The organism is Mesorhizobium abyssinicae (genome assembly GCF_049887195.1).
GTDB lineage: Bacteria > Pseudomonadota > Alphaproteobacteria > Rhizobiales > Rhizobiaceae > Mesorhizobium > Mesorhizobium abyssinicae.
This window is the reverse complement of sequence record NZ_JARAKC010000004.1, coordinates 1-21,942: the sequence shown is the minus strand read 5'-3', so window position 1 is coordinate 21,942 and position 21,942 is coordinate 1. Positions and strand designations below refer to the sequence as shown.

15 protein-coding genes are annotated in these 21,942 nt (G+C 65.6%); 10 read left to right on the top strand and 5 right to left on the bottom strand.

Features of this window, described 5'->3' with window-relative positions; all coding sequences use genetic code 11:
- Positions 1 to 108: 108 nt before the first annotated feature.
- The 4 genes from PU724_RS10490 to PU724_RS10475 form a co-directional block, all read right to left on the bottom strand.
- A complete protein-coding gene (locus tag PU724_RS10490) occupies positions 109 to 1,455 on the bottom strand; it encodes an FAD-binding oxidoreductase (protein ID WP_354422442.1) in 1,347 nt (448 codons plus the stop codon).
- Between the two features lie 2 nt (positions 1,456 to 1,457).
- Positions 1,458 to 2,891 (bottom strand): UbiA family prenyltransferase, encoded by a 1,434-nt coding sequence (locus PU724_RS10485; RefSeq protein WP_354422443.1) that lies wholly within the window; start codon positions 2,889 to 2,891, stop codon positions 1,458 to 1,460.
- A gap of 220 nt (positions 2,892 to 3,111) precedes the next feature.
- Positions 3,112 to 3,375, bottom strand: coding sequence for a hypothetical protein (locus PU724_RS10480; RefSeq protein WP_187331283.1), 264 nt, complete (start codon positions 3,373 to 3,375; stop codon positions 3,112 to 3,114).
- Between the two features lie 294 nt (positions 3,376 to 3,669).
- Positions 3,670 to 6,159, bottom strand: coding sequence for a mechanosensitive ion channel family protein (locus PU724_RS10475; protein WP_354422446.1), 2,490 nt, complete (start codon positions 6,157 to 6,159; stop codon positions 3,670 to 3,672).
- A gap of 204 nt (positions 6,160 to 6,363) precedes the next feature.
- Here PU724_RS10475 and PU724_RS10470 point away from each other — a divergent pair, with 204 nt between their 5' ends.
- The 5 genes from PU724_RS10470 to PU724_RS10450 all read left to right on the top strand — a co-directional run bounded on the left by PU724_RS10470 (position 6,364) and on the right by PU724_RS10450 (position 13,163).
- Positions 6,364 to 7,623 (top strand): sarcosine oxidase subunit beta, encoded by a 1,260-nt coding sequence (locus PU724_RS10470; protein ID WP_354422447.1) that lies wholly within the window; start codon positions 6,364 to 6,366, stop codon positions 7,621 to 7,623.
- Positions 7,624 to 7,634: 11 nt separating this feature from the next.
- Positions 7,635 to 7,931: a sarcosine oxidase subunit delta gene (locus PU724_RS10465; protein ID WP_127283739.1), complete on the top strand. Its 297-nt coding sequence runs from the start codon at positions 7,635 to 7,637 to the stop codon at positions 7,929 to 7,931.
- Positions 7,928 to 10,921, top strand: coding sequence for a sarcosine oxidase subunit alpha (locus PU724_RS10460; RefSeq protein WP_354422449.1), 2,994 nt, complete (start codon positions 7,928 to 7,930; stop codon positions 10,919 to 10,921). The genes PU724_RS10465 and PU724_RS10460 overlap by 4 nt, the downstream gene beginning before the upstream one ends.
- A complete protein-coding gene (soxG, locus tag PU724_RS10455; RefSeq protein WP_135908286.1) occupies positions 10,914 to 11,516 on the top strand; it encodes a sarcosine oxidase subunit gamma family protein in 603 nt (200 codons plus the stop codon). The genes PU724_RS10460 and soxG overlap by 8 nt, the downstream gene beginning before the upstream one ends.
- Before the next feature lie 204 nt (positions 11,517 to 11,720).
- Positions 11,721 to 13,163 (top strand): MFS transporter, encoded by a 1,443-nt coding sequence (locus tag PU724_RS10450; RefSeq protein ID WP_426213169.1) that lies wholly within the window; start codon positions 11,721 to 11,723, stop codon positions 13,161 to 13,163.
- Positions 13,164 to 13,188: 25 nt separating this feature from the next.
- On the opposite strand, the gene PU724_RS10445 is transcribed toward PU724_RS10450, so the two are convergent.
- Positions 13,189 to 13,893 carry a nitroreductase gene (locus tag PU724_RS10445; protein ID WP_127311983.1) on the bottom strand — a complete coding sequence of 235 codons (705 nt, stop codon included), beginning with the start codon at positions 13,891 to 13,893 and terminating at the stop codon, positions 13,189 to 13,191.
- Positions 13,894 to 14,129: 236 nt separating this feature from the next.
- Between PU724_RS10445 and PU724_RS10440 the strand changes: the two genes are divergently transcribed.
- The 5 genes from PU724_RS10440 to PU724_RS10420 are packed head-to-tail and all read left to right on the top strand — an operon-like array spanning position 14,130 to position 21,707.
- A complete protein-coding gene (locus PU724_RS10440; RefSeq protein ID WP_292173765.1) occupies positions 14,130 to 14,717 on the top strand; it encodes a helix-turn-helix domain-containing protein in 588 nt (195 codons plus the stop codon).
- Positions 14,718 to 14,732: 15 nt separating this feature from the next.
- Complete coding sequence (locus PU724_RS10435; RefSeq protein ID WP_354422453.1) at positions 14,733 to 17,186, top strand: GcvT family protein; 2,454 nt, start codon at positions 14,733 to 14,735, stop codon at positions 17,184 to 17,186.
- Positions 17,183 to 18,082, top strand: coding sequence for a homocysteine S-methyltransferase family protein (locus PU724_RS10430; RefSeq protein ID WP_354422455.1), 900 nt, complete (start codon positions 17,183 to 17,185; stop codon positions 18,080 to 18,082). The genes PU724_RS10435 and PU724_RS10430 overlap by 4 nt, the downstream gene beginning before the upstream one ends.
- On the top strand, positions 18,082 to 19,263 hold the full coding sequence (locus PU724_RS10425) for a pyridoxal phosphate-dependent aminotransferase (RefSeq protein WP_354422457.1): 1,182 nt from the start codon (positions 18,082 to 18,084) through the stop codon (positions 19,261 to 19,263). Before PU724_RS10430 ends, PU724_RS10425 begins: the two co-directional genes overlap by 1 nt.
- Positions 19,260 to 21,707 (top strand): GcvT family protein, encoded by a 2,448-nt coding sequence (locus PU724_RS10420; protein ID WP_354422459.1) that lies wholly within the window; start codon positions 19,260 to 19,262, stop codon positions 21,705 to 21,707. The genes PU724_RS10425 and PU724_RS10420 overlap by 4 nt, the downstream gene beginning before the upstream one ends.
- Positions 21,708 to 21,942: the final 235 nt, after the last annotated feature.

Here is a 21,942-nt window from a genome sequence, read left to right as displayed (position 1 = left end):
CTCGCAGCGGTCCTATTACAAACCTGCAAACATTTCGTGAAGTCACGTGACTGTTTGAGTAAACCCTGACTTTAACGCTTCTTTTACCAAGATTTATTCGAATTCTACCTATTCCGCCGCATGCGCAGCTCCCTGCCGTTCATCCAGTTTCTTTGCCGTGCGCGCCCAGAAGTCGGACATGAAGGCGGGATCGCGCACAGCTTCCAGCCGCGGCCAGTCCGGGAAGGATGCCGCGAAGGTCTCGGCGCCCATGCGCGCGTCCTTGTATGGGTTGACCGCGCCGCCCGCCTCGATCGTAATGCGGTCGAGTTCGGCAAGCAGCCTGAGCGTCTTTTCGCCCCGGTTGGGGAAGTCGAGCGTCAGCGTGAAGCCTGGCCTCGGAAACGACAGCAGCGCCGGCGAGCGGACCCTGCCAAAACGCTTCAGTACGGTGAGAAAGGACCCCTGCCCGGCGCGCCTTGCCGCTTCCAGCAGCGCCGGCACGGCATGCCGCGCCGGCCCCTCCGGCACCACGCTCTGGTGCTGGAAAAGGCCCTTCGGTCCATAGAGCCGGTTCCAGTCGCCAACACCGTCGAGCGGAAAGAAAAAGCCCTGGTAGCCGACCTGGCGCGGCGCCGCCGATCGCCCCTTCTTCCATCGATAGGCAGCATTGAAAGCAGTCAGGAACGGCCGGTTGAGCACATTGAATGGCGGCTGCAGCGGCACCGAAAGGCGCGCGCCGGCACGGGACGCCGCATGCAAGCCATGCTCGGCATGGTTGCCGGTGAACAGCAGGCCGCGCCCTCGCCCTCCGGCGAGTTGGTCGATCCAGGCGACGGCGTACTCATTGGCCTGGTCGGCCGCTTCGGTCAGTTCGAAGAATTCGCCGAGATCGCCAAAGGGCGTCGCCTTCTCAACGATGTCGAGCGAAGGCACCCGCATGAGCCGGATCGACGCCGACAGGATCAGCCCGGTCAGCCCCATGCCGCCGATGGTTGCCCGAAATAGCCGCGCATTGCTGGTCGCCGAGCAGCGATAGGTCTTGCCGTCCGAGCGCAGCAGCGTCAGCGATTCGACATGGCAGCCGAAGGTGCCGCGCCGGTGATGGTTCTTGCCGTGGACGTCGTTGGCGATTGCCCCGCCGAGCGTCACGAACTGCGTGCCGGGAACCACCGCCGGGAAAAAGCCGTGGGGTGCGGCGTGGGCGATGATGTCGCACAACAGAACGCCGGCATCCGCCTCCAGCACACCCGTCTCGGCGTTGAACGCGCGGACGCGGTTGAGCGGCCGCATGTCGACCACCGAGCCGGCCTGGTTCTGGCAGGTGTCGCCATAGGAACGACCATTGCCATAGCCGAGCAAGGAACCGTCCTTCGCCGCGCCGCTCTTCAGCAGCGCGATGGCGTCTTCCGCAGGGATCGCATGGCGCGCCGCCGGCGTGGCGCGGCCGAAACTTTGGAAACTGTCACCGGCCATGCTCACCAGCCTCCGGCAACCAGGAACGCTGCGCCGATGGCGACGACGATCTGGCTGCGCCAGTCGCGGATGATGAAGACGACCGGATCGTCATGCATCTCGTCGCGGCGGGCGAGGATCCAGACCCGCATGGTGAGGTAGAGCACGATCGGCGCCAGTGGCCAGACCAGCCACGGATGCGGATAGAGTTCGCGCACCGAGACGCTGTCCATGTAGAGCGCCAGCACCAGCGCCGAGGAGAAGGCCGAGGCCATGCCCGCCTGGGCGACGATCTCCTGGTCCTCGGTGCGGTAGCCGCGGCCGGCAATGCGCTCGCCGGCCGGGATGGCGGTGGTGCGCAATTCGACGAAGCGCTTCACCAGCGCCAACGACAGGAAGAAGAAGATCGAGAAGGCGAGCAGCCAGAACGAGACGTCGACGCCGGTCGCCGCCGCGCCCGCCAACACCCGGATCGTGTAGAGGCCGGCGAGCGTTAGCACGTCGACCAGCAGCATGCGTTTGAACGACAGCGAATAGGCCGTGGTGACGACCATGTAGCCGCACAGCACGCCAAGGAATTCGATCGGCAGCGCCAGTCCGGCGGCGATGCCGAGGCTGATAAGAGCAACCATCGCGCCGAAGCCGAAAGGGATCGACAGCGCGCCGCTTGCGAAGGGGCGATAGCGCTTGGTCGGATGCTTGCGGTCGAGCGCGAGGTCGAAGAAGTCGTTGAGGATATAGATGGCCGAGGCCACCGCGCTGAAGGAAATGAACGCCAGCACGCATTCCCAGATCATGTCGATATTGAAGTACTCGTGCGAGAGCACCATTGGCACCGCGATCAGCGCGTTCTTCAGCCATTGATGCACGCGCAGCATCTTGACGAATGTCTTCAAGGTCGGCTTCGGCGCCGCAACCGTTTCGCCGCCATGAGCGGCCTGCCAGCGCGCCGCATGACGGTCGGGCGCCACGATGATCGCGCTACGCGCGGCGTCGAAGACCTTGAGGTCGTGCCGGCTGTTGCCGGCATAGTCGAAGCCGCCGTCGCCATAAGCGGCGACCAGCGAGTCGCGTTTCCTGCCCGAGGTCATGTTGTGCGGGCCATCGGTCGCCAGCACGCGATCGAAAATGCCGAGATGCGAAGCGATCGCCTCCGCGAACTTGCGCGGCGTGCCGGTCGCCAGCACGATCTTGCGGCCCTCCTGGTGATCGGCGCGAAGCCGCTGGAGCAACGCCTCGCGATAGGGCAGCGAAGCCGGATCGATATCGATGCGGGCGGCGATCTCCTGCTTCAAGCGCGCCGGGCCGCCTGCCAGCCAGAACGGCACCATGAAGACATAAAGCGGGTTCTTCTTGAGCAGGATGAACAGGCCTTCCCACAGAAGATCGGTTGCAATCAGCGTGCCGTCGAGATCGACCGCAAGCGGAATTGCGTTCCTGTCCGACCGCGCGTCCATGATTCCCTGCCTGCCTGATCCTTCGCGCCGCGTTTCGGCGTCTTCGCGACCGGTATAGCGGGGAACGCCGTAGCGAACGTTAAAACGTCCGGTTGCATCCGGTGTGTACGGTGGTATTTCCCCCGTCATTGTTAAACGACTGCTACCGGAAACAATAAAAGGCCGGGCAATGTGCCCGGCCTTCGCAAGAGATGTTGCCTTGGTTACTTGGTGCGGACGACTACTTGATGCGGCCGACGCCGCCCGAGATCTCGACCGTCTCCGAGCCGGTCAAGGCTTCGAGGTCACCATTCGGCAAGGTGACGAAACAGCCGTTCGGGCAGAATTCCACGGTTTCGCCGGCGGCCAGCGCCAGCTCCGTCTTGCCGCCGCCCTCGGTCACGATCAGCGTCCTGGTCTCGGCGTCCTTGTTGACCGCGCTGGCGGCAAAAGCCGACCCGCTCACGGCCAGGAAAGCGATGGCGGCGACGACAGACTTCCACATTTTGCAATACCGGTGTTTCCACACCGCCTCTTGTTGCATTTCGCAAGGCATTCTCGCCCTTTGCATGCGAGCTTATATGAGATCGAAGCTGAACCGCAACTGAATGCCGCATTCATGCCGCAATTGGTTAGCGAGCACGCTGCGGCGTCTCCAAGGTGTACTGAGATTCAGGTCAGGCCGTGTCGAAAACGGTGGGTTCCGAGAACCGGAGCGGAGCGTACATAAAGTAGGTGAGCACCGGAAGCGCAGGCAGCCGCCGTTTGCAGGCCGGCCTCACCTGAATATCAGCCCACCTCAATCCGGGTCGGGCTTGCTGCCCTTGCGCCTGGACTTCGCCAGGCGCGCCTTCTCTACCGCGGCTTCGGCCTCCGCTTGCTCCTTGTCGGCGAAGTCGGCCTCCATCTTGTCGTCGTCGAGCGGCCATGCCTCGGGCTTCTTCGTCTCGACCACGGCGCGCGGCGTCGACGGGATCTCGATGTGCTCGCTGTTGAACTCATCGAAGATGGCGAAACGGATGTCGTTCTGGACGATGTTGCCGTTGAGGATGTCGGCGAGGAAGACGCGGATCTCGAATTCGAGCGCGGCGGCGCCGAAATTGGCGAACAGCACGAACGGCTCGGGGTTCTTCAGCACCAGCGGATGGCTGCGCGCGATGTCGAGCAAAAGGGCATGCACCCGCTTGACGTCGCTGCCATAGGCGACCCCGACCTTGATATCGACACGGCCGAGCTTGTTGCGGTGCGTCCAGTTGCCGACCGCATTGTTGATCAGGTTCGAATTGGGCAGGATCACCGACTGCCGCTGGAACGTCTCGATCTCGGTGGCGCGCACGCTGATCTTCCGGACCGTGCCTGTGGTGTCGCCGGCGACGATCCAGTCACCGACCTTGAACGGCCGCTCGGCGAGCAGGATCAGGCCGGAGACGAAGTTCGACACGACATTCTGCAGGCCGAAACCGATACCGAGCGACAGAGCGCCGGCAACGAGGGCCAGGTTCGACAGGTCGATGCCGGCCGCCGAGACGCCAACGAGGCCGGCAATGGCGACGCCGGCATAGCCGACCGCCAGCCGTATCGAGTTGCGCACGCCGGGATCGACCCTGCCGCGCGCCATCACTGAACCGTCGAGCCAGCCCTGGAACCAGCGCGTCAGGAAATAGCCGATGACGAAGACGACGATGCCGCTGAGGATGCCGGTGAACGAAATCGTCACCGAGCCGATGGTGACGCCCGTCGCCAGCTTATAGGCCCAGGCCTGGATGTCGCCGGGCTGGAACCCCCACATCAAAAGGATCAGCGGCAGGAACACCAGCACGATCATCAGGTTGATGGCGATGCTGACGACCAGGCCGAGTTGGTCGAGCGCGGTCTCGTCATAACTGGAATTGGTGGTCAGCCAGCGCCCGATCGATGTGTCGGCGAAGCCGCCCTCCTCGCCGATCGCCCGCGCCGACAGGAAGCCGATATAGGCGGTGACGAGGACAGTGCCGGTGACCACCACCTGCAGGGAGACGAAGAGCGCAAGGCCGATATAGCCGAGCAGCGCCGCGGCGATGGTGAACAGGCCGAGCGCCACGGCGGTGACGCGAAGCCAGGCTGGCCACGGGCGCCATGTCCCATCCCTCGCCCGGAATGGCTTCAGCAATGCCATCAGGATCAGGATGACGCCTACGATGATGGTGGCGACGAAGCTTCTGGCAATGGTCAGCGACAGCGGCGAGCCCATCTTGTCGTTGACGACCGCCAGGAAATTGTTGAAGCCGATGACCACAGCCATCGCCGTCGTCAGCCGCACCAGCCAGCGCGCCGGGCCGGTTGCGACGGGGATCAGGCGCCAGTTCGGCAGGCGCGGCTCGAGTGCGGCATTGGTCAGCCGGTTGACGCAGAACACCACCGCGATGACGGCCAGCAGCGCATTGAGGAAGACGCCGATGTCGCCGCGCAGCACATTGTAATAATTGAAGAAAAACACAGTCGAGGCGAGGAACACTGTGAGCGCCGCGGACGGCAGCAGCGTCGACCAGAACGCCACGGAAAGCCGGCTGAGATAGGACGGCTCCTCGATGGACGGGTCGGGTTCGAAGATCCGCCCGAACAGTCGCCGGCCGCCGACCAGCAGCACCGCCGCCAGCCCCAGCGCCATCAGGGCCGCCGCGAGCACGGCCTGGAGCTTGAATTTGAAGGCGAAGCTCAGCCAGGACACCACCGCCTTGTAGAGGCCGGTGAACTGATCGTGAGCATCGGAAAAGGCCTGCGGGCTGATTGCGTCGGTCAGCTCGTAGCGTTTGGTCAGAACGTTGCGGAAAAGCTCGCTGCGCATGATGCCGATCTTGTCGATCAGCCCGTTGATGCGGATCGACAGGTTCTGCGCGCCGGCGATGACGGCGTTGATCTCCGCCTTTTCGGCGGCAAGGGCACCGCGCTCGTTGGTGACGATCGCGGGCTCCGGCGGCTGTCCCTGCGCCGGCGGCGGCCCCAGCACCTCGATGCGATTGTTGATGTCGGTGAGGCGCGAGCGGAAGGCCAGCGCGCTGTTCAGCGCCGCCCGCGACATATCCTCGAGCTGCAGGCGGATGTCGACGAGCGCGGCGTCGTCCTCGGCATCGTCGGTAACCTTCTTTTCGAGACCATCGGTCTTGGCCGTCAGGTCCTGGACGACCTTCTGCTGGTCGGCGATCAGCTGGGCGGAACCCTGGCCGATCGCCTGCGCCATCGCGTCGAACGACGGCTGCGCCGACACGACGAGCATGAAGACCAGGATCAGGCGAAGCAACCGGAAGAGCATGACGTTGTTGGCGACTCGCTGCCGAAAGACTTGGAAAAACTCCGTTCTTGATAAAGACCGCCATACCATGCGGCAAGCCGTCCCCGTCCAGAGCCGCCGAACGGACCGGAGTCGGCCAGTCGAAAAGCGATGGCGCAATCTTGGCTTTGCGCCCGCCGCCTGCTCTATAGTCTGCCGCATCGCACAAACCGGACGACATGAAACATGGCGGAATATTCGGCCTTTTCGCTCCTCAAGAACGCGCTCAGCGGAAACCAGGACTGGAAGCCGGCCTGGCGCAAGCCGGACCCGAAGGCATCCTATGACGTGATCGTCATCGGCGGCGGCGGGCACGGCCTGTCGACCGCCTACTACCTCGCCAAGGAGCACGGCATCACCAACGTCGCGGTACTGGAAAAGGGCTGGCTCGGCTCCGGCAATGTCGGCCGCAACACCACCGCGGTTCGCTCGAACTACCTTTTGCCGTCCAACACGCGCTTCTACGAGCATTCGATGAAGCTGTGGGAGAACCTGTCGCACGATCTGAACTACAACGTCATGTTCTCGCAGCGCGGCTGTCTCAACCTCGCGCATACGCCGGCCCAGTTCGATGACTATGCCAGGCGCGGCAACGCCATGCGCCATCTCGGCGTCGATGCCGAACTGATGACGGTCGACCAGATCAAGCGGCTGGTGCCTGTGCTCGACGTCTCCGGCTCGGCGCGTTTTCCGGTCATCGGCGGACTGATGCAGCGGCGCGCCGGCAGCGCCCGCCACGATGCCGTCGCTTGGGGCTATGCGCGCGGCGCCGACCGCCGCGGCGTCGACATCATCGAGAATTGCGAGGTCACCGGCTTCCTGCGCGACGGCGACCGCATCACCGGCGTGTCGACGACGCGCGGCGAAATCCGCACCAGGAAGGTTGCGCTCGCCGTCGCCGGCAGCACCGGCCGCGTCATGCAACTGGCCGGCATCGACAAGATGCCGATCGAGAGCCACGTGCTGCAGGCCTTCGTATCGGAATCGCTGAAGCCGATCATCGACACCATCCTGACCTTCGGCATGGGCCACTTCTACATCTCGCAGTCCGACAAGGGCGGCCTGGTCTATGGCGGCGACCTCGACGGCTACAACAGCTATGCCCAGCGCGGCAGCCTGCCCATCGTCGACGAGGTGATGAGCGAGATGCTGGCGCTGTTCCCGGGCCTGGCGCGCGTGCGCATGCTGCGCTCCTGGGGCGGCCTCTGCGACATGACGATGGACGGCTCGCCGATCATCACAACCGGCCCGCTGCCCGGCATGTATCTCAATTGCGGCTGGTGCTATGGCGGCTTCAAGGCGACGCCTGCCTCCGGCCTGTGCTTTGCCTGGACCATCGCCAAGGACGAGCCGCACGAGCTCAACGCGCCCTTCACGCTCGACCGCTTCTATCGCGGCCTCGTCATCGACGACAAAGGCCAGGGCGCGACGCCTCGGCTGCATTAGGGTTTAGATAAATGCTCATTACCTGTCCCTATTGCGGCCCGCGCGACGTCATCGAATTCACCTATCAGGGCGACGGCAACCGCGAGCGCCCGCAACCTGCCTCGCAGGACATCGACGCCTGGAACGCCTATGTCTACGACCGGCTGAACCCGGCCGGCGATCACAACGAGATCTGGCAGCATTCGGGCGGCTGCCGCGCCCATGTCAGGGTCGTGCGCAACACGCTGACGCATGACATCTCCAGCACCGCCTTCGCGCATGGCGGCCACAAATCCGCCGCGCGGCACAAGACGGAGGCGAAGTCGTGAGCCCGCGCCGCACTGAGACCGGCGGTCGCGTCGACCGCCTGCGCACCATCCGCTTCAGCTTCGACGGTGCTTCGTACACAGGCCATGCCGGCGACACGCTGGCCTCGGCGCTGCTCGCCAATGGCGTCACGCTGTTCGGCCGCTCGTTCAAATACCACCGCCCGCGCGGCGTGCTCACCGCCGGCGTCGAGGAGCCGAACGCATTGGTGACGGTGCTGCGCGGCGAGGTCCGCGAGCCGAACATCCCGGCCACCATGGTCGAGATCTATGACGGGCTCACCGCCGTCAGCCAGAACCGCTTCCCCTCGCTCGCCTGGGACGTCAGCGCGGTCAATCAGCTCGGCGGCAAGCTGCTGTCGGCCGGCTTCTATTACAAGACCTTCATGGGGCCGGTGATCGGCCCACTCAAGGGCACGCGTTTCTGGATGTTCTGCGAGCATTTCATCCGCCGCGCCGCCGGCCTCGGCAGGGCCGGCACCGCCGCCGACACATCGCGTTACGAGCGCATGAACGCCTTCTGCGACGTGCTGGTGGTCGGCTCAGGTCCGGCTGGGCTGATGGCCGCCAAGGCTGCCGCCGACCAGGGCGCGCGGGTCGTCCTCACCGAGTTGGAGCCGCGCTTCGGCGGCTCGGCCAACTGGTCCGGCGAGACGATAGACGGCATGCCGGCGGCCGACTGGGCGGCGCGCGCAGCCGGCCAGCTCGAAGGCAACGACAATGTGCGGCTTTTGCCGCGCACCACGGTCTGGGGCTACTATGACGGCAACACGCTTGCCGCGCTGGAGCGTGTCACCGACCACAAGGAGAGCCCCGCCAGGGGCGAACCGCGCCATCGCTACTGGGCGATCCGCGCCAGGACCGTGGTGCTCGCCACCGGTTCCTTCGAACGGCCGCTGGTCTTCCCCGGCAATGACCGGCCGGGCGTCATGCTGGCGCATGCGGCAGAGCGTTACGCCAATGAATATGGCGTGCTGCCGGGCGAGCGGATTGCCCTCTTCACCAACAATGACAGCGCCTACCGTTCCGCCCTGGCACTGAAGCAGGCAGGGGCCGCGATCGTCGCCATCATCGACGTTCGCGCCGAGCTGTCGGATGAGATGCGCAGGCTCGCCACCGAAGCCGAGGCGGAAATCCTGTCCGGCCATGCCGTAATCGCGACGGAAGGCGGCAAGGCGCTCAACGGCCTCAAGGTGCAGCGCTTCGACATGCCGAGCGGCGCGCTCACCGGCGATGCGCGCAGCATCCACGCCGACTGCCTGCTGATCTCGGGCGGCTGGTCGCCGACCATCCACCTCGCCAGCCAGGCCGGCGCCAGGGCCGAGTGGGACGCTTCCCGCCAGGCTTTCCTGCCGCCCAAGCCGACGCAGCGCTGGGTCGGCGCCGGCGCCTTCACCGGCAGTTTCTCGACCGCCGAGGCCATTGCCGAAGGCCGCGCCGCGGGTCTCGCCGCCGCCGGCGGCCCTGGCACGCCGGCGGCCTTGCCGGACGTCGAAGCAGCGCCCGGCGAGCCCGATCCGGCGCCGGTGTTCGAGATCAAGGCAAAGGGCAAGAGCTTCGTCGATTTCCAGCACGACGTGACGGCGGAAGATGTGCGGCTGGCGCATCGCGAGGGCTTTGTCTCGGTCGAGCATCTGAAGCGCTACACCACGCTCGGCATGGCGACCGACCAGGGCAAGAGCTCCAACGTGCCGGGCCTCGCCATCATGGCCGAGGCGCTCGGCAAGCCGATCCCCGAGGTCGGCACGACGCGCTTCCGCCCGCCCTATACTGCGGTGTCGATCGGCTCGCTGGCGGCCGAGCGTTTTGGCGACGTCAAGCCCGAGCGGCTGACGCCGATGCATGACTGGCACATCGCCAATGGCGCGAGGATGTATTCGGCCGGACTCTGGTACCGGCCGATGATCTACGGGCTCGCCGGCGAGACGGTCGAGCAGGCCTATGTCCGTGAGGCCAAGGCCACCCGCGACAGCGCCGGCATCGTCGACGTCTCGACGCTGGGCAAGATCGCGGTGCAGGGGCCGGACGCGGCGGAGCTCCTCGACCGCGTCTACACCAACATGTTTTCCACGCTTGCCGTCGGCAAGGCGCGCTACGGCCTGATGCTGCGCGAGGACGGGCTTGCCTTCGATGACGGCACCACCTGGCGGCTCGGCGAACAGGACTTCCTGATGACCACCACCACCGCCAATGCCGGCAAGGTGATGCAGCATCTGGAATATTTCCTCGACGTCATCTGGCCGGAGCTGAAGGTCACCGTCACGTCTGTGACCGACGAATGGGCTGGCGCCGCCATCGGCGGGCCGAAGGCGAGAGCCATCCTTGCGGCCTGCGTCACTGGCACCGCCGTCGACAACGCCACCCTGCCCTTCATGGGCATCGTCCACGGCCAGATATCAGGCGTGCCGGTGATGATCTGCCGTCTCTCCTTCTCCGGCGAGATGGCCTTCGAGGTCTATTCCGGCGCCGGCTACGGCACCCATGTCTGGGAGGCGCTGATCGCGGCCGGCAAGCCGTTCGGCCTGGTCACCTACGGGCTCGAGGCGCTGGGCACGATGCGCATCGAGAAGGGCCATGTCACCGGCGCCGAGATCGACGGCCGCACCACGGCGCGCGACCTGCATCTCGACTGGATGCTGTCGAAGAAGAAGCCCTTCATCGGCTCAGCAATGATGGACCGCGAAGGATTGATCGCGCCTGACCGGCTGCAACTGGTCGGCCTGGTCTCGCTCGACAACCGTCCGCTCAACGGCGGCGCCCATATCGTCGAGGAATTGGACGAAGCCAATCCGCACGATTCGATCGGCCACATCACCGCCTGCTGCTACTCGCCGGCGCTCGGCAAGCATATCGCGCTGGCGCTAATCAAGGGCGGCAAGGCCCGCCACGGCACGCGCGCCTTCGTCTCTGACCCACTGCGCAACCGGTTCGGTCCGATCGAGATCGTCTCCAACCACTTCTACGACCCGGACGGGAGCCGCATGCATGGTTGAACGCCAATTACCCGTGCGCTTGTCTCCGCTCGAGCCGGAGTACCATCCGGGCTCGCACGGCAATTTCGAACAAGGCGTCGACGTCATCCTGTCCGAGACGCGGCCGGGGTCGATCCTGCAGCTCGCCGCCTGGCCGGGCGAGGAGAAGCGGCTGATGTCGGCCATATATAAGGTTGCGGGCCTTGCCCTTCCGGACGGCGCAGGCGGCGGCGTCGCCAACGGCGTAAGAGCGGCATTCGGCTTCGCCCCGGGCAAGTTCACCGTCGTCGACGAAGCCGAGGGCCTTGCGGCCGCGTTCTCCGGCGTCGTCACGCCGGACGTAGGCACCGTCACCGATCTGTCGCACGGCCGCACCGCGATCCGCATCGCCGGCCCGAAGGCCGAATGGGTGCTGGCGAAGTTCTTCGCCATCGATTTCGCCCTGACGGCCTTCCCGGTCGGCGCCGGCCGCTCGACCACGCATCACGACGTCTTTGCGCAGATCCAGCGCAGCGGCGGCGACCAGTTCGACATCTACGTCTTCCGCTCCTTCGCCCGCTCGTTCTGGAAGGCGCTGTGCCACGCCAGCGAGGAAGTCGGCTACGAGGTGCAATAGAGCAATTCCAGGAAAAGTGTGCAGCGGTTTTCCGTCCGGAACTGCGTAAGACAAGAGGACAATTCTGGAAGAGCACGCAGCTGGCACTACGGACGGCTACAACTGCTGCTTGAGCCTTAGGCCAGCCGGGACGATAGATAGGAAATCACGGGCTCCTGTCGGGGCAGGTGCCCGTCCAGGCAACCCGTTCGACCATATCCTCCAATGACCGCAGAGACTTCGGCGACAGCCACAACCCGCTTTGCCCCGGCAGGCGAAGCGTCGATGCTGTTGCCGGCGACGGTCGCCTGCGGCGTCTTCATGACCAGTCTCGATCAGAATGTCGTGGTGACTGCGCTTCCCGGCATCGGTGAAAGCCTGGCCCGTCCGCCGAGCCAGCTTGGCCTGCTGATCACCGTCTATGTCGCCAGCCTCATCATCTCGATGCCGCTCGGCGGCTGGGCAGCCGACCGCTTCGGCCTGCGCAACGTCTATTGCTTTGCCCTGCTGGTCTTCGCCAGTGCCTCCGCACTTTGCGGCCTCTCGGAGAACATCTGGATGCTGGTCGCCTCGCGGGCCCTGCAGGGTTTCGGCGGCGCGCTGATGGGCACGCTCGGCCAGGTGGTGATCCTGTCGAGCTTTCCGCGCGACCGCACGCTGAAGATCAACATGTACATTTCGCTGGCCGGCCAGTCCGGACCATTGGTCGGCCCGCTGGTCGGCGGCGCGCTGACCACCTACGTCTCGTGGCGCTGGATCTTCTACATCAACATCCCGATTGCGCTCATTGCCGCGCTGCTCGCCGCCTCGCTGTTCCCCTCCGCGACCAAGCCGGTCCGCACGCCGTTCGACTTTCCGGGCTTCCTGCTGGTCGGCAGCGGCATGGCGCTGCTCGTCTTCGGCATGGATTCGCTCGCCGCCAAGGACGCCGCCGCCGGCATCATCGCCGCCGAGCTGGGTGCGGCCGTCGCCATCCTGACCGTCGCGTCCTTCTATTGCCTGCGCGTCCGCAATCCGCTGCTCGACCTCAAGCTGCTGCGCATCCGCACCTTCCGCGTCAGCTTCCTGACTGGCGGCGGCCTCGATACGATCGGGCTGAGCTCGGTCGTCTTCCTGTTGCCGCTGATGTTCCAGCTCGGCTTCGGCATGAGCGCGGTGCAGGCGGGATCGCTGACCTTCGTTGCCGCGATCGGCTCGCTGCTGACGCGCTTCATGATGCCGCGCATCCTCAACCGCTTCGGCTTCCGCCGCGTGCTGGTCGCCAACACGCCGATCGTCGCCTGCCTGGTCGCTGGCTTCGCCTTGATGCAGGCAAGCCTGCCCGCCTGGATCGTGCTCGCCTATATCTTCATCTTCGGCATCTTCCGCTCGGTGCAATGGGCCTCGACCGGCAACCTGTCCTACTCGGACATCGCGCCCGAGCAACTCGGCCGCTTCAGCGCGCTCTACTACATCCTCTGGCAGCTCGCGGTGGCGGTCAGCGTCGGCCTGGCGGCGGCACTTCTGTCGCTGCTCGCAGGCGGCGGCCAGGCCAGCGTCAACGATTTCCGCATCCTGTTCGTTATCGAAGGCCTGATCACGCTCTGCGCCCTGTTCGCCTATCTGCGGCTGACGCCGCAGGACGGCGCCCATGTCAGCGGCCATGGCGCGCGTATGGACACCGAGTAGGCTGCAGGCGTGGCGCTCGCGAGCCTTACTCGCTGAACGTCACCCATTCCTCGAGCGGCGCGCGGTCGGTGCGGAATTCGTTCTCCGGCTTCGACGTGTCCTCGTAGCCCAGCGCCATGCCGCAGACGACGATCTCCTCGTCCGGGATGTTGAGAACCGGACGGATCTGCCGGTGATAAGGCGCGAAGGCCGCCTGCGGGCAGGTGTGCAGGCCCCTGCCCCGCGCCGCCACCATGATGTTCTGCAGGAACATCCCGTAGTCGATCCACGAGCCCTTGTTCAGCCGCCGGTCGACGGTGAAGATCATGCCGACGGGTGCATCGAAGAAGACGAAGTTTCGGTCGTGCTGGGCACGCATCCTGTCGACCTCGCGCCGGCCGATGCCGAGCGCGCCGTAGAGGCCGAAGCCATTGGCGCGGCGACGGGTGAGATAGGGTTCGAAGAACTGGTCGGGGTAGTAGCGATATTCGTCCCACTCCGCCTTCTCGGCGCGAATGCCGGAATTGAGGATGGCGTCGGAGATGCGCTGCTTCACCTCGCCCTTGGTCACATAGACCCGCCACGGCTGCATATTCGTGCCGGAAGGCGCGCGCGAGGCAACGGAAAGGACGTCGCGGATGGTCTCGTCGTCGACCATGTCGGGCAGGAAGGCGCGCACCGACCGGCGCGACGTGATCGCCTCGTCGACGATCGCCGCGTCCTTGGCAATCCGGCTGTTGTTCTCCAGCATGGGTCGTCCCTTTGCGCGTGGCCGGAAACCGAAACCGGTTCCCGCGAAGGACCACGCGCAGACTGCTTGAAACCTGGTCCACGACCGGACGTCCCCACCCGCCGTTCGTGGCCGAGCCTTTGCATGAACCGCAAAAAACGCGCAAGCAAATCTTGTGGGGGTATGAAAATACTCTTGATTTTTTCATGCGGCTGGCCTCTCATGAAATTAAACTGAATTTTTTCACCGGGAGGCCGATGACCCCGACCACCCTCAGATCGGAACAGGACAATGGCGAGCGGCTGCTGGCCGGCGACATCCGTGCGCTGCGCAAGGCGCGCGGGCTGACGCTGGCCGAGATCGGCCTGAAACTCGGCCGTTCCGTCGGCTGGGTCAGCCAGGTTGAGCGCGGCCTGTCGGTCCCTTCGCTCGGCGACCTTAGGGCCTTCGCCGAACTGTTCGGCGTGCCGCTCAGCCTGTTCTTCGGCCACGACGTGCCTACCGAGAAGGAGCGCGGCGTGGTCGTGCGCGCCGGCAGCAGGCGCTCGCTTGGCACAAGCGAATCCGGCCTCGTGGAGGAGCTTCTGTCGCCCGATCTCGGCGGTAGCTTCGAGATGCTGCGCTCGGTCTTCGCGCCGGGAGCGGAACTGAAGACCGAGGCGCGCCGCCCGACGGAAGAAGCCGGCTACGTCGTGTCGGGTGTTTTCGAGATCGAGATTGCCGGCGTCTGGCACCGGCTCGGCGAAGGCGACAGCTTTCGCTTCGAGGGCAAGCCGTTCCGCTGGCGCAATCCGGGCGCCGAGCCGGCGGTGGTCATCTGGGTGGTTTCGCCACCTGTCTATTGATTGAAGGGGAAGAACATGGCGGGTTTGCCGAGCACGGCACGCGTGGTGATCATCGGAGGCGGTGTCGTCGGCGCCTCCTCGCTCTACCACCTCTGCAAGGCGGGCTGGACCGATTGCGTGCTTCTGGAAAAGAACGAGCTGACCTCGGGCTCGACCTGGCATGCCGCCGGCAACGTCCCGACCTTCTCGTCCTCATGGTCGCTGATGAACATGCAGCGTTATTCGACCGAGCTTTATCGCGGGCTTGCCGAAGCCGTCGACTATCCGATGAACTATCACGTCACCGGCTCGCTCAGGCTCGCCCATACGAAGGAGCGCATGCAGGAATTCCAGCGCGCCAAGGGGATGGGCCGCTACCAGGGCATGGATATCGACGTCGTCGGGCTCGACGAGATCAAGCGCCGCTACCCGTTCATCGAGACGCATGAGCTGAAAGGCGCGCTCTACGACCCGAGCGACGGCGACATCGATCCGGCGCAGTTGACCCAGGCGCTGGCCAAGGGCGCGCGCGACATGGGCGCGAAGATCATCCGCTTCTGCCCGGTCACCGGCGTGTGCCGCGAGAACGGCGAATGGGTGGTTGTCACGCCGCAGGGCGAGATCCGCTGCGAGATCGTCGTCAACGCCGCCGGCTACCGCGCCGCCGAGGTTGGAAAAATGTTCGGCCGCGAGGTGCCGATGATGGTGATGAGCCATCAGTACATTTTGTTCGAGGAAATCCCCGAGCTTGCCGCCTGGACCAGGGAACAGGGCAAGAAGCTGCCGCTGCTGCGCGACGTCGACACGTCCTACTATCTGCGCCAGGAAAAGAGCGGCATGAATCTCGGCCCCTACGAGCGCAATTGCCGCGCGCATTGGGCGACCCACAACGACCCGATGCCCGAGGATTTTTCCTTCCAGCTCTTCCCCGACGATCTCGACCGGCTGGAGCACTATCTCGCCGACGCAGTCGCCCGGGTGCCGATCCTCGGCACTGCCGGCCTCTCCAAGGTGATCAACGGACCGATCCCCTACGCGCCGGACGGCAACCCGCTGATCGGCCCGATGCCCGGCGTGCCGAACGCCTTCGAGGCCTGCGTCTTCACCTTCGGCATCGCCCAGGGCGGCGGCGCCGGCAAGGTGCTGGCCGAATGGATCACCGAGGGCCAGACCGAATGGGACATGTGGTCCTGCGATCCGCGCCGCTTCACGTCCTTTGCCGCGGCGCCCGACTATTGCGTCGCCAAGGGCATGGAGATCTACGGCAACGAATACGCCATCCAGTTCCCGCGCCATGCCTGGCCGGAGGGGCGCAACCGCAAGCTGTCGCCGCTGCACGATCGCATAAAGGCGCTCGGCGGCCAGTTCGACGCCTATAATGGCTGGGAGCGCGCCACCTGGTACGCGCATCAGGGTGACGACACATCGGAGGAATCGACGCTGACCTTCCGCCGCGACGGACCCTGGCAGCACCGTGTGCGCGAGGAATGCCTGGCGGTGCGCGACGCCGCCGGCATCCTCGACCTGCCCGGCTTTTCCCGCTTCAACCTGGAAGGCCCGGGCGCCGCAGACTGGCTGGCGCTGCAGGTCACCGGCTTGGTGCCGAAGCCCGGCCGGATCGGCCTCGTCTATTTCTCCGACGACAAGGGCCGCATCGTCACCGAAATGTCGGTCGTGCGCCACGGCGAGGAGCAGATGACGCTGATCACCGCCGCGGTCGCCCAGTGGCACGACTTCGAATGGCTGAAATCGCGCATGCCGAAAGACGCGGCCTTCACCCTGACCGACCGCACCGAGGACTATTCGACGCAAATCCTCGCCGGCCCAAAGTCGCGAAAAATCCTTGCCGAGGTCTGCGCCGCCGACCTGACGCTTCCGTGGCTGACGCATCAGGAAACGACGATCGCCGGACGTTGGGCGAAGCTGGTGCGCGTCTCCTTCGCCGGCGAGCTCGGCTGGGAGATCCACACCAAGGTCGCAGACACGGCGACGGTGTTCGATGCTGTCTGGGCCGCCGGCCAGAAGCACGGGCTGAAGCCTTTCGGCATGTACGCGCTCGATTCCCTGCGTCTGGAAAAGGGCTACCGCGCCTGGAAGGGCGACCTTTCGACCGACTATACGATCCTGCAGGGCGGGCTGGAGCGTTTCGTCAAATGGGACAAGCCAGACTTCCGTGGCAAGGCGGCACTGCTCAACGAGAAGCAGCAGGGCGTGAAGAAGCGTTTCGTCACCCTGGTCGTCGAGAACCCCGGCGAATGCGACGCGCCCTATATGTCGACGCTCTGGCATGACGGCAGGGTCGTCGGCGAGACGACATCGGGCGGCTATGGCCACCGGGTCGAGAAGTCGATCGCGCTCGGCATGCTGCGCGCCGATCTCGCCGAGCCCGGCGCGTCGGTCGAGGTCGAGATCTTCGGCGACCGCTTCAAGGCCGTGGTGCAGAAGGACGAGCCGCTCTGGGACCCGAAGAACGAAAGATTGCGGACATGAAATCAGTGATCCTCACCGACGGCGGCATGGGCCAGGAACTGGTCCGGCGCAGCAAGTCCGAGCCGACGCCCTTGTGGTCGGCCAGGGTGCTGATCGACGAACCGGACCTGGTGCGCGACCTGCATGTCGAGTTTATCCAGGCGGGCGCCCGCGTCATCACCCTCAACACCTATTCCGCGACGCCCGAACGCCTGGCGCGCGAAGGCGCGGAAGACCTGTTCAAGCCGTTGCAGAAGCGCGGCGTTGAGCTTGCCAGGCAGGCTTGCGAGCAAGCCGGCGACGCAGCCGTCGCCGGCTGCCTGTCGCCTCTGTTCGGCAGCTACGCGCCAGCGCTGACCATCTCCTACCAGGAGACGCTCGACATCTACCGCCGCATCGTCGCCGAGCAGGCGGAGGGAGTCGACCTCTTCCTGTGCGAGACCATGGCCTCCGCCGACGAGGCGCGCGCCGCCGTCACGGCAGCGTCGGAAAGCGGCAAGCCGGTCTGGGTGTCGTGGACGCTCGCCGACCACGGCACGCCGCGCCTGCGCAGCGGCGAGACGATCGCCGCGGCGTCGAGCGCGCTCGGCGACCTGCCGGTCGCTGCCAGGCTGGTCAATTGCTGTCGGCCGGAAGCCGTGAGCGCCGCACTGCCCGAGCTGATCGCCCTCGGCGGACCGGTCGGCGCCTACGCCAACGGCTTCACCTCGATCGAGGCGCTGAAGCATGGCGGCACGGTCGACGTGCTGCATGCCCGCCACGACCTCGACCCGCGGGCCTATGCCGACCAGGCCATCGGCTGGGTCGAGGCCGGCGCCCTCATCGTCGGCGGTTGTTGCGAGGTCGGCCCCGCCCACATCGCCGCTCTGCGCGACCGGCTCGACGAGGCCGGCCACCGGATTTCGGGAGTTCAATGATGCCCAGACCCTCATCGCGCATTGCCGGCATCGTGCCTTCGGGCAAGGATGGCTGGGAGGTGCATTTCGCCGCCTGGACCCGCAAGCAGGCCGGCGAGGAAATCATCATGCTGTCGGTCGGCGACCATGATTTCGACACGCCCTCGCAGACGATCGAAGCCTGCGTCAGCGCCGTTCGCGCCAGCAACCACCACTACACGCCGCTGCCCGGCCTGCCGCGACTGCGCAAGGCGATGGCGGCGGCTTCGACCGCTTGCACCGGCGTCCTGACGGAACCCGACCAGGTCATTGCCACGCAGGGCGGACAGGCGGCGCTCTACGCCGCCGTGCAGGCCGTGCTCGATCCCGGTGACCATGCCATCGTCGTCGCGCCCTACTACGCCACCTACCCCAACACCTTCAGTGCGGCGGGCGCCGAATTCACCGTGGTCGAAACCCCGGCCGAGAACGGCTTCCAGCCGCGGGCCGACATGATCCGCGCCGCGCTGCGGCCGAACACCCGCGCCATCCTCATCAACACGCCGAACAACCCGACCGGCGCCGTGTATTCGCGCGAGCGGCTGGAGGAACTGGCGCAAGTTTGCCGCGATCATGACCTCTGGCTGCTCTCCGACGAGGTCTACTGGACGCTCGGCGGCGGCGAGCACATCTCGCCGCGCTCGCTGCCCGGCATGGCCGAGCGCACGCTGGTCATCAATTCGATGTCGAAGAGCCACGGCATGACCGGCTGGCGCATGGGCTGGCTGACCGGCCCAAGCGAGATGATCACGCTGCTCATCAACCTCAATTTGGTGACGACCTACGGCCTGCCGGCCTTCATCTCGATCGCCTGCGCCGAGGCGCTTGAAAACCACTATGGCGTGAAGGAAATCGCCGAGCGTTACGCGGGACGGCGCATGCTGTTCCTCGAAGCGATCCGCGGCATGAACGATGTCACCGTGCGCGGCTCCGAAGGCGGCATGTATGTGATGCTCGATATCTCGGCCGTCGAACGCGACGACGAGAAATTCGCCTGGGCGCTGCTCGACAAGGAAAAGGTCGGCGTCATGCCGGGCTCGAGTTTCGGCGAGGCCGCCGCCGGACATATCCGCATCAGCCTCTGCCAGCCCGAGCCCATCCTCAAGGAAGCAGCGCTTCGCCTGCGCCGCTTCGCTTCCGCTTACCGCCGCGAGGCCGCATGACCAAAAGCGTTCCCAGCAAAGCCCGCGCTGTCATCATCGGCGGCGGCGTGTCCGGCTGCTCGGTCGCCTATCATCTGGCCAAGCTCGGCTGGACCGACATCGTGCTGCTCGAACGCAAGCAACTCACCTGCGGCACGACCTGGCATGCCGCCGGCCTGATCGGCCAGTTGCGCGCCTCCCAGAACATGACCCGGCTGGCGAAATATTCGGCCGACCTCTACGTCAAGCTCGAAGCCGAGACCGATGTCGGCACCGGCATGCGCCAGGTCGGCTCGATCACCGTGGCGCTGACCGAAGAGCGCAAGCACGAGATCTACCGGCAGGCCTCGCTGGCCCGCGCCTTCGATGTCGATGTCCGCGAGATTTCGCCCAGCGAAGTCAAGGAGATGTATCCGCATCTCAACGTGTCCGATGTCGTCGGCGCGGTGCACCTGCCGCTCGACGGCCAATGCGACCCCGCCAACATCGCCATGGCGCTGGCCAAGGGCGCGCGCCAGCGGGGTGCGACAGTCATCGAGAACGTCAAGGTGACCAAGGTCCACACCAAGGGAGGCCGCGTCTCCGGCGTGTCGTGGGCACAGGGCGACGAACAGGGCACGATCGAGACCGACATCGTCGTCAACTGCGCCGGCATGTGGGCGCGCGAGCTCGGCCGCCAGAACGGCGTCACCATCCCGCTGCACGCCTGCGAGCACTTCTATCTCGTCACCGAGCCGATCCCGGGGCTGACCCGCCTGCCCGTGCTGCGCGTGCCGGACGAGTGCGCCTACTACAAGGAAGATGCCGGCAAGATGATGCTCGGCGCCTTCGAGCCGGTGGCCAAACCCTGGGGCATGGACGGCATTCGCGAGGATTTCTGCTTCGACCAGCTGCCCGAGGACATGGATCATTTCGAGCCGATCCTCGAAATGGGCGTCAACCGCATGCCGATGCTGGGCACCGCCGGCATCCACACCTTCTTCAACGGCCCCGAGAGTTTTACACCCGACGACCGCTACTATCTCGGCGAGGCGCCGGAACTCTCCGGCTACTGGATGGCAACCGGCTACAATTCGATCGGCATCGTCTCCTCCGGCGGCGCCGGCATGGCTTTGGCGCAGTGGATCAACGATGGCGAGGCGCCCTTCGACCTCTGGGAGGTCGACATCCGCCGCGCCCAGCCCTTCCAGAAGAACCGCCGCTATCTCAAGGAGCGCGTCTCCGAAACCCTCGGCCTGCTCTACGCCGACCATTTCCCCTACCGCCAGATGGCGACGTCGCGCGGCATCCGCCGCTCGCCGTTGCATGAGCATCTGAAGGCGCGCGGCGCCGTCTTTGGCGAGGTCGCCGGCTGGGAGCGTGCCAACTGGTTCGCCCGCGACGGCCAGGAGCGCGCGTACCGCTATTCCTGGAAGCGGCAGAACTGGTTCGACAACCAGCGCGAAGAGCATCTGGCGGTCAGGAACGGCGTCGGCCTGTTCGACATGACCTCGTTCGGCAAGATCCGCGTCGAGGGCCGCGACGCCTGTGCCTTCCTGCAAAGGCTCTGCGCCAACGACATGGACGTCGCGCCGGGCAAGATCGTCTACACGCAGATGCTCAACGCCAAGGGCGGCATCGAGAGCGACCTCACCGTGTCGCGCCTGTCGGAGACAGCCTATTTCCTCGTCGTGCCCGGCGCTACGCTGCAGCGCGACCTCGCCTGGCTAAGGCGGCATGTCGCCGACGAATTCGTCGTTATCACCGACGTCACCGCCGCCGAAGCGGTCATCTGCATGATGGGTCCCGAGTCGCGAAAACTGATCCAGAAGGTGAGCCCCAACGACTTCTCCAATGAGGCCAATCCGTTCGGAACCTTCCAGGAGATCGAGATCGGCATGGGGCTGGCCCGCGCCCACCGCGTCACCTATGTCGGCGAGCTCGGCTGGGAGCTTTATGTCTCGACCGAGCAGGCGGCCCACATCTTCGAGGCGCTCACTGACGCCGGCGCGGAGGGCGCCCTCAAGCTTTGCGGCCTGCACACGCTGGATTCCTGCCGCATCGAGAAGGCCTTCCGCCATTTCGGCCACGACATCACCGACGAGGATAATGTGCTGGAAGCTGGCCTCGGTTTCGCCGTCAAGACGGCCAAGGGCGACTTCATCGGCCGTGATGCCGTGCTGCGGAAGAGGGAAGCCGGGCTGGACCGCCGGCTGCTGCAGTTCCGCCTCAAGGACCCGCAACCCCTGCTCTTCCACAACGAGGCGATCCTGCGCGACGGCAAGATCGTCGGCCCGATCACCTCCGGCAATTACGGCCACCATCTCGGCGGCGCGATCGGGCTGGGCTACGTGCCGTGCAAGGGCGAGAGCGAGGCGGATGTTCTTGGCTCGTCCTACGAGGTGGAGATCGCCGGCGAGCGCTTCGCGGCGGAGGCATCGCTGAAGCCGATGTATGACCCCAAGGCGGAGCGGGTGAAGATGTGATCTCTTCCTTCTCCCCGTTCTACGGGGAGAAGGTGCCCGAAGGGCGGATGAGGGGCAGCGCCAAGTTCTGCCAGTGAAGCGCCGCCCCTCATCTGCCTGCCGGCATCTTTGTAACTTGTCCCTTGCCGACTCTGCTATTGCAGCAGGTGCGGTGGCGGACGAGAGACCGGAGCATCTTTGGGCCTTGAAGCCCGTGGGAGAGCGAGGGTCATCGTCCGCCGTTCCATCGACCCCG